Genomic DNA, 8127 nt, shown 5'->3' with positions numbered 1-8127 from the left:
GCAACGGCGAAGCACGGTCGAGACGTGAGACGCCCCGGACCGTCCTCGACGACGGTCCGGGGCGCTCCCTCGGGTCACTCCTTCAACGTCACGCCCGTGAGCTTCGGCTTGCCGAGCAGGTTGTTCTCGAAGCCCTCGACCTTCTCCCCCAGCCCCGTCAGGGAGTGCTGGAACACGATGGGGATGATCGGCATGTCGTCGACCACGGCCCGCGACGCATCGTCGAGCGCCGCCTTGCGCTCCTCCGGCTCGGTCAGGCCGGCGTCCTTGGCGAGCGCCTCCTCGATGCCGGGAGTCGACTGCTTCGAGGTGTTGAAGTACGCCTCCTTCGTGAACATCAGCCGGTAGGTCAGCGCCGGGTCCGGACGGCCGGTCCACGCCGCGAAGAACGCCGGCGTCTTGATGTCGTTGAAGTAGTCGCCGTTGGCCTGGTTGACCTCACGGGGCATCAGGTTGACGGTCACCCCGATCTCGGACCACTGCTCCTTGAGGATCTCCCCGACGCGCGTCGACGTGGCGTCCGCGTAGAGCAGCATGTCGAAGGTCAGGCCCTCCGCGCCGGCGTCGGCGATCAGCTTCCTGGCCTCGTCGAGGTCGAAGTCCAGCTGGACGTCGTCCGCGGGCTCGGCCCAGTAGCCGTCGGGCAGGAAGCCGCGCGGCTTCGCACCGAGGCCGAAGTACGCGCTCTTGAGGAGCAGGTCGCGATCCATGGCCAGGCTCAGCGCCCGGCGGACCCGCGGGTCGCCGAGCTCCTTGGAGGCCCGGTTCGTGTAGATCATCCAGGTCCACATGCGGGGCTGCTCGTCGAGCGTGAGGCTGTCGTCCTTCTGGATCGACTCGGCGTCGGACGGCACGATGTCCCACGCGATGTCCTGCTGACCCGAGCGCAGCGACGTGGCTCGCGTCTTCGGCTCCGGCATGACGCTGATGACGACCTTGTCCATCCGCTCGACGTCCTTGTCCCAGTAGTCGTCGAACTTCTCGTACGTCATGGAGGCGCCGCGCTTCCACTCGACGAACTTCCAGCCGCCGGCGCCCACCGGCTTCGTGCTCAGGTCGCCACCCGCGGCCTCGGCCGCCTTCGGCGACACCATCATCCCGGCGCGGTCGGCCAGGGTCATGACGAGCGCGGAGTTCGGCTGGGCGAGGTTCAGCTGCACCGTGAGGTCGTCGACGACGTCGACGGACTCGATCGACTCGACGTCGGCGACGATGTTCGAGCCCTCGGCCGCGGCGCGCTCGAGGTTGTACTTGACCGCCTCGGCGTTGAACGGCGCGCCGTCGTGGAACGTGACGCCCTCGCGCAGCTTCAGCACGAGCTCGGTCGGCGACTTGTACTCCCACGACTCGGCCAGCCCGGGCTGGGGCTTCAGGTCCTTGTCGAACGACACGAGGGTGTCGTAGAGCGGGTAGAGCATCTGGTGGTCGCCACCGGAGTTGCCCCTGATGGGATCCATCGAGGAGATGTCGGCCTGGGTGGCCACGCGGAGCGTGCCGCTGCCCGATCCCTCGTCCGACCCTCCTCCTCCACAGGCACTGACCGCGACGAGCACGGCGGCCGCGACGGCGACGCCGATTCGGGACCTGATCATGAGCTGGTTCCTTTCGCAGGTGGTCACGCTCGAGTGGTCTAAGCGACTGCTTAGGTCCTCGTGCCGACGACGATAGAGACGGAAATCACATCAGGCAAGGGGAAATCTTCAACGGCACCGCACGGACCTCAACTCGCCACGCCCCAGTGGTGAACGATCGTTCAGCGGGAATTCCCCGACCGGCCCGCGCGAATGTGGCGTTGACCAGACGTGATGAAGGTCATAGTGTTCAAACTGAAACTTGTTTCAACTTCAAGTCAGATCGTCGGCCGAGAGGTGCGTTTCCTGTGAGGATGTCGGAGCAGTTCCACCGCGAGATCGATCCGTACCTGGCGAACCTGGCGGACCTCCGCCAGCGCGCCTGGCCCGAGGCGGTCGGGCGCACCGTCGACTACCCCTTCGGGGAGTCCACGGTCACGCACTACCTCCGGTCGTGGGCCTCGGAGCGCCCCGACCACGCCGCGATCGTCTACCACGGACGGACGGTCACGTACGCCGAGCTGGACCGCGCGAGCGACCGGGTCGCGGCGTACCTCGTGCACCGCGGCTTCGCCCCCGGCGACCGGGCCGCCGTGATGATGCCGAACTGCCCGCAGTTCATCATCGCGTTCTTCGGCATCCTGAAGGCCGGTGGCGTGCACGTGCCGGTGAACCCGATGTTCCGCCGCGAGGAGATCAACTACGAGCTGCTCGACTCCGCCGCCACCTTCGCCTTCATCCTCGACGAGGTCGCCACGGAGTTCCGTGCGGGCGGCGAGGGCACCGACGTCGCCGAGGTCATCGCCTCGGCCAACACCGACTTCCTGCCGGACGGCGCCGACCTCCCGCGCGGCATGGTGGCCGACGCGCCGGTCACCCCTGACACGACGCGCTTTCTCTCGGTTGTCGACCGCGACGACCTGCCCGTGCCGGCCGACCCCGACGACCCCCACGCCCTCGCGGCGCTGAACTACACCGGCGGCACGACCGGCATGCCCAAGGGCTGCGAGCACACGCAGGCCGACATGCTCTACACCGCCGTGAGCGGCGGGCAGTTCGGCTTCGGCGGCGGCCCGGACACGGTGAGCCTCGTGTTCGTCCCGGTGTTCTGGATCGCCGGCGAGGACGCCTTCCTCGTGTCCGTCATGACCGGCGGCACCTGCGTGCTGCACTACCGCTGGGACGCCGAGGAGGTCCTGCGGTCCATCGACGCGTACGGCGTGACCGCCATGGCCGGCACGGTCGACAGCTACCTCGAGCTCCTCGACTCGGCGAAGGACTCGGGCCTGTCGCTGGCCTCCATGAAGTCCCCCGTCACGATGTCGTTCGTCACCAAGCTCACGGTCGAGATCCGCGAGCGGTGGGCGCGCGAGACCGGCGCCCCGGGCATCATCCGCGAGAGCTCCTACGGCATGACCGAGGACCACACCCTGGACACGTTCACCCTCGGGCTCCAGCAGGATGACGCCGACCTGAAGGGCCGGCCCGGCTTCACCGGCATCCCGATCCCCGGCACCGAGGTGGCGATCGTCGACTTCCAGTCCGGCGAGCTGCTCCCGGTGGGCGAGGAGGGCCAGATCATCGTGCGCTCCCCCAGCATGATGCGTGGCTACCACCACCGTCCCGACGCGACCGCCGAGACGCTGCGGGACGGGTGGCTCCACACCGGTGACATCGGCATGATCGACGAGACCGGCGCGCTGCACTACCTCGGCCGCACCAAGGAGATGCTCAAGGTCAACGGGATGAGCGTGTTCCCCTCCGAGCTGGAGCACCTCTTCAGCCGGCACCCCCGCATCGCCGCCTGCGGCGTGATCGGCATCGCGGACCCGAAGAAGGGTCAGGTGCCCGTCGCCTACGTGCAGCTCGAACCCGGGGCGGCGTCGGAGGTCACGGCCGACGACCTGCTGGCGTGGTGCCGCGACCACATGGCCACGTACAAGATCCCGCGCGTCGAGATCATCGACGAGATGCCGCTGGCGCCGACCGGCAAGGTGTCGAAGGTCGGCCTGGAGAAGCTGGCCTCGTCGATCGCGCCGCAGTGACGTCGGAAGGAGCGCCCATGGCGACCACGCCTGCCCTCGACGGGATCCGGGTCCTGGAGCTGACCCACGCGATCGCGGGGCCGCACACCGGACAGATCCTGGCCGACCACGGGGCCGACGTCATCAAGGTCGAGCCGCCCGGTGGCGAGCTCGCTCGTCAGGCGATGCCCCTGGCCGACGACGACAGCATCTACTTCTCGGCGCAGAACCGCGGCAAGCGCAGCGTGGTGCTGAACCTCAAGGAGCCGGACGACCTGGCGGCGCTGCTGCGCCTCGTAAAGGACTCGGACGTCGTGGTGACGAACTACAGCGTCGAGGTGCCCGAGCGGCTCGGCTGGGGGTTCGAGGCCCTGAAGGCGGTGAACCCGTCGATCATCATGGTCCACATCACCGGCTTCGGCGCGACCAGTCCCGACCGGGCGATGCTCGCCTTCGACGGCATCATCCAGGGCATGAGCGGCATCCCGCAGATGACCGGGACACCCGAGGGCGACCCCATGTTCATCGGCACCTTCGTCGCCGACCACATCACCGCCTACCGCGCCACGATGTCCGTGCTGATGGCGCTGCGCGTCCGCGACGTCTCGCCCGAGGCCCAGTTCGTCGACGTCAACATGCTGAGCTCCTACATGGGCCTGCTCGCCCACGACATCCACGAGTCGCTCGACGGGCGCCCCTACATGCGTGAGGGCAACCGGGTGCCCGTGTCGATCGCGAACACGTACGCCGCCCGCGACGGCTTCGTGCACCTGGCCCCCGTCGGCCCCGTCAAGTGGGAGCGGTTCTGCCGCGCCGTCGGCCGCGACGACTGGGCCGAGGAGCTGCCGTACGACGAGGCCGTGCTGACCGGGCGCGACGAGGTCGACGAGTACCTGGCGCAGTGGTGCCGCGACCGCGCGTGCGACGACATCCTCGCCCTCATGCGCGAGCTGGCCGTCCCGTCCGGCCCCGTCCGCGAGCTGGACGAGGCGGTACGGCACCTCGACGCGCGAGGGGACGAGAGCGTGGTCCGCGTGACGTCCCCCGCCGGGCGCACCGTCGCCGCGCCGGGGCCGATGACCTCGGTCGGGCTGGCCGACGGGCCGCGCCGGCTCCGGGTCCCGGCGATCGGGGAGCACGATGAGGAGGTGCTCGGACCGATCCGTGCCGCCCTGCGGGACCGGCGTCCCCCGGCCTGAGCCGGCCCGGCTCCGGGCGGCCGCGCCTGGCTTGTCACCCGCGCGAGCGGCCACCTAGCATTCCCACCACGCGTCCTCGACCCCCGTGACGCGGGCGAGACGGAGAGACGAGTGAGCACGCGAGCCAGCGGAGACCCCGCCCACGACGCGCTGCGGGTGGCCACCTTCTGGCAGCCGCGGGCCGAGGGCGCCGCCCGCAAGATCCTCGTCGGCGCCACCCTGGTGTTCAACGAGGTCGGCTACCACGGCGCCTCGACCCGGATGATCGCCCAGAGAGCGCAGATGAGCCCCGGGGCGATCTACATCCACTTCTCCTCCAAGGAGGAGCTGTTCTTCCGCATCGTCATGCACGGCCACTCGGCCTCGTGCGAGGCACTGGTCCAGGCGTTGCGCTTCAGCACCGACCCCGTGGAGCGGCTGCGGCACTTCGTCGCCACGTACGCTGCCTGGCACGCGGAGTGGAGCCTCATCGCCCGGCCCGTCCACAACGACATGCAGGTGCTCACCGACGAGCACTTCGCCGAGGTCGTCGAGGTCCGGCGGGCGACGATGGCGCTGCTCGACGAGATCCTGGCCGCCGGGGTCGCGAGCGGGCAGTTCTCCGTGCCCGACCTCCCCGGCACGCGCCGCCTGCTGATGTCGGTCTGCATCGACGTCAGCCGCTGGTACGTCGAGAGCGGTCCGCGCTCCCCCTCCGCGATCGGCCTGCAGTACGCAGATCTGGCGCTGAAGTTCGTCACCACCTGAGCCGCGGGCGCGGAATCACCGCGTGAGCGTGAACCCGTCGAAGGTCTGGCCCACCTTCGTCGCGGGTCGTGCACCCTGGCGATGCCCCACGACCGCCCGCACCTTCAGGCTCGTGGGCGTCACGGTGATCACCTGGTAGGTCGACGTGCGGTACGCGGCCTTCACCCGCGTGGCCCCGCCCGCCCTCCAGTCCCGGCTCGAGGAGTCGTAGTACTTCGGCCCGCTGACCGACGTCAGGTACGTGACGCCCGCCTTGCGGCCGCGGGCGTAGGAGTGGTCGTGACCCGACAGCACGAGGTCGGCGTCGTACCTCTCCAGCGTCGGCAGGAACCACTTCCGCATCTCGGTGTTCCTCCGGTCGCCCACCGAGGCGAACGGCCCGCTGTGCATCAGCACGATCGACCACGGCCGCCGGTTCGTTCCCAGGGCGTGGGCCAGGAACGACCGCTGCCGGCGCAGGTCGGAGGCGAACGCGTCGAGCACGATGACCCGGGCCGGTCCCTGGTCGACGAAGAACCACGTCCGGCGCTGGTCGGGGAACCCGTTGGACGGGAACTGGAAGTACGAGCGGAACCCCCGCCCCGCACCCGAGCGGCACGGGGACCTCAGCCTGCACTGCTCGTGGTTGCCGATCGAGGAGATCCAGTTGCGCCACTGCGCGGCCGGCGAGAGTGCCTCGTGGAGCTGCGACCACTCGCGACCTACCCACGGCTTGTTCACGACGTCCCCGGCCTGCAGGAGCAGCCTCGCGTCGGGGAACCGCGCGGTCGCCCTCGTGATGATGCGGTCCGGGATGCCGTCGTTGTCGTTCTGGGTGTCCCCGAACTGCAGGAGCCGGAAGGAGCGGTTCGCCGGTCCCGCGGTGGTGAAGGCGCGCCACCGTGTGGTCACCCCGCGACCCACGATCCGGTAGCGGTACCGGGTCGACGGCGCGAGACCGGCGAGGCTGGCGACGTAGCGGTACTGCCGGCTCCCGGCCGTGCCCGGCGTCGTGCCCAGCTTGCGGCGCGCGGGGGTGGTGACGGTGAGGCCGTTCGACGCCACGGCCACGACGCGCTGGCCCGAGGAGACGGAGGCACGGCTCCAGGACACGTACTGGGAGCGGTCGGGCGTCGCGGTGGGCGTGAGCAGGATCCGGTGGATGCCCGACGGGGCCGCCGCAGCAGGAGGGACCGCCGGCAGCACTGAGGTGGCCAGTGCCGCCGCGACCAGCACGGGCACGGTGCGCACCCTTCCACGGTAGGTCGGTCCTTCGGATCCGTCATCCGGGCGGGAGTCGCCGGCGCGTACCGTGGACCCGTGCGCATGCGGATCGACCTGGCCTACGACGGGACCGAGTTCAGGGGCTGGGCCACCCAACCGGGGCTGCGGACCGTGCAGGGCGAGATCGAGGCCGCGCTCGGCACCGTGCTGCGCCTGCCCGAGCCGCCGCGCCTCACGGTCGCGGGACGCACCGACGCGGGCGTCCACGCGCGCGGCCAGGTCGCCCACGTCGACGTCGACAGCCACCCCGGTGTGCTCGAGCGGCGGCTGCGCCGGATCGTCCCGGAGGACATCCGGATCCTGCGCGTCACCCAAGCACCTGAGCACTTCGACGCCCGCTTCGCCGCGATCGAGCGCCGCTACGTCTACCGCATGACCGACCACCCGGCGGGGCCCGACCCGATGCAGCGTCGCATGGTCGCGGCTGCCCCGCGCCCGCTCGACGTCGACCTCATGAACGAGGCGGCCCAGCACCTGCTCGGCGAGCACGACTTCGCGTCGTTCTGCAAGCAGCGCGAGGGCGCCACGACGATCCGCAACCTGCTCACGCTCCGCACGGTGCGCGGCGGCGAGACGATCGCCACCACGGTCCGCGCCGACGCCTTCTGCCACTCGATGGTGCGGTCGCTGATGGGCTGCCTCGTCGCCGTGGGCGAGCGGCGGTACGAGCCGCGGTTCGCGGCCGAGATCCTCGCCGCCGAGACGCGGGACCCCCGCGTGAAGGTGATGCCGGCCCACGGACTCGTGCTCGAGGAGGTCGTCTATCCCGCCGACGACCAGCTCGCCGCACGGGTCGAGGAGTCGCGCCGGCGCCGGGACGAGTGATGGCGCGCCTGCTCAGCGCCGGGATCCTGCTGCACCGCGTGCGCGACGGCCGGCGCGAGGTGCTGCTCGGGCACCTCGGCGGACCGTTCTGGGCCAAGCGCCACGAGCGCGCCTGGTCGATCCCCAAGGGCGTGGTCGAGGAGGGCGAGCAGCCAGCCGACGCGGCCCGGCGCGAGTTCCTCGAGGAGCTCGGCGTCCCCGTTCCCGACGGCCCCTGGGTCGACCTCGGGTCGGTGCGCCAGTCGCGCAAGGACGTCGTCGTCTGGGCCGTCGAGGCCGACCTGGATCCCACGGTGGTCGTGCCCGGCACCTTCGACCTCGAGTGGCCGCCCGGCTCCGGCACGCTGCAGGCGTTCCCCGAGATCGACCGGGTCGCCTGGTTCGGCCTCGAGGACGCCGCCGAGGTCGTCGTCGCGGCCCAGGCGGTGTTCCTGGAACGTCTCCCCGCCCCTCGGTGATCGAGTGGCGACGAGCGAAGCGAGACGCTGGATCGAGCAC

7 protein-coding genes are annotated in these 8127 nt (G+C 70.5%); 5 read left to right on the top strand and 2 right to left on the bottom strand.

Annotated features, from left to right (window positions below; all coding sequences use genetic code 11):
* Nucleotides 1–74 precede the first annotated feature (74 nt).
* Nucleotides 75–1592, bottom strand: a complete 1518-nt coding sequence (locus B2363_RS06345) for an ABC transporter substrate-binding protein (RefSeq protein ID WP_286929214.1) — start codon at nt 1590–1592, stop codon at nt 75–77.
* Nucleotides 1593–1885: 293 nt separating this feature from the next.
* Between B2363_RS06345 and B2363_RS06340 the strand changes: the two genes are divergently transcribed.
* From B2363_RS06340 to B2363_RS06330, 3 genes are all read left to right on the top strand, one after another.
* Nucleotides 1886–3616: an AMP-binding protein gene (locus tag B2363_RS06340; RefSeq protein ID WP_286929213.1), complete on the top strand. Its 1731-nt coding sequence runs from the start codon at nt 1886–1888 to the stop codon at nt 3614–3616.
* Nucleotides 3617–3633: 17 nt separating this feature from the next.
* On the top strand, nt 3634–4794 hold the full coding sequence (locus B2363_RS06335; RefSeq protein WP_286929211.1) for a CaiB/BaiF CoA transferase family protein: 1161 nt from the start codon (nt 3634–3636) through the stop codon (nt 4792–4794).
* 111 nt (nt 4795–4905) lie between these two features.
* Complete coding sequence (locus B2363_RS06330; protein ID WP_286929209.1) at nt 4906–5541, top strand: TetR/AcrR family transcriptional regulator; 636 nt, start codon at nt 4906–4908, stop codon at nt 5539–5541.
* A 15-nt stretch (nt 5542–5556) separates the two neighbouring features.
* Here the strand turns inward: B2363_RS06330 and B2363_RS06325 are convergent, their stop codons facing one another.
* The gene (locus B2363_RS06325; RefSeq protein ID WP_286929196.1) at nt 5557–6771 is read right to left on the bottom strand and encodes a purple acid phosphatase family protein; all 1215 of its coding nucleotides are present in this window, start codon (nt 6769–6771) and stop codon (nt 5557–5559) included.
* Between the two features lie 75 nt (nt 6772–6846).
* Here B2363_RS06325 and truA point away from each other — a divergent pair, with 75 nt between their 5' ends.
* Both truA and B2363_RS06315 read left to right on the top strand, forming a co-directional pair.
* Nucleotides 6847–7629, top strand: coding sequence for a tRNA pseudouridine(38-40) synthase TruA (truA, locus tag B2363_RS06320; RefSeq protein WP_313601052.1), 783 nt, complete (start codon nt 6847–6849; stop codon nt 7627–7629).
* A complete protein-coding gene (locus B2363_RS06315; protein ID WP_286929192.1) occupies nt 7629–8087 on the top strand; it encodes an NUDIX domain-containing protein in 459 nt (152 codons plus the stop codon). The genes truA and B2363_RS06315 overlap by 1 nt, the downstream gene beginning before the upstream one ends.
* Nucleotides 8088–8127 lie beyond the last annotated feature (40 nt).

Source organism: Aeromicrobium sp. UBA7512 (assembly GCF_002476985.1).
GTDB classification, from domain to species: domain Bacteria; phylum Actinomycetota; class Actinomycetes; order Propionibacteriales; family Nocardioidaceae; genus Aeromicrobium; species Aeromicrobium phoceense.
The sequence above is the reverse complement of the archived record's forward strand: the minus strand, read 5'-3'. Positions and strand labels throughout refer to the sequence as shown.

Excerpts from the sequence above, each read along its gene's own strand:
- B2363_RS06345 (WP_286929214.1), bottom strand. The coding sequence starts at position 1,592 with ATGATCAGGTCCCGAATCGGCGTCGCCGTCGCGGCCGCCGTGCTCGTC.
- B2363_RS06340 (WP_286929213.1), top strand. The coding sequence starts at position 1,886 with ATGTCGGAGCAGTTCCACCGCGAGATCGATCCGTACCTGGCGAACCTG.
- B2363_RS06335 (WP_286929211.1), top strand. The coding sequence starts at position 3,634 with ATGGCGACCACGCCTGCCCTCGACGGGATCCGGGTCCTGGAGCTGACC.
- truA (WP_313601052.1), top strand. The coding sequence starts at position 6,847 with ATGCGGATCGACCTGGCCTACGACGGGACCGAGTTCAGGGGCTGGGCC.
- B2363_RS06315 (WP_286929192.1), top strand. The coding sequence starts at position 7,629 with ATGGCGCGCCTGCTCAGCGCCGGGATCCTGCTGCACCGCGTGCGCGAC.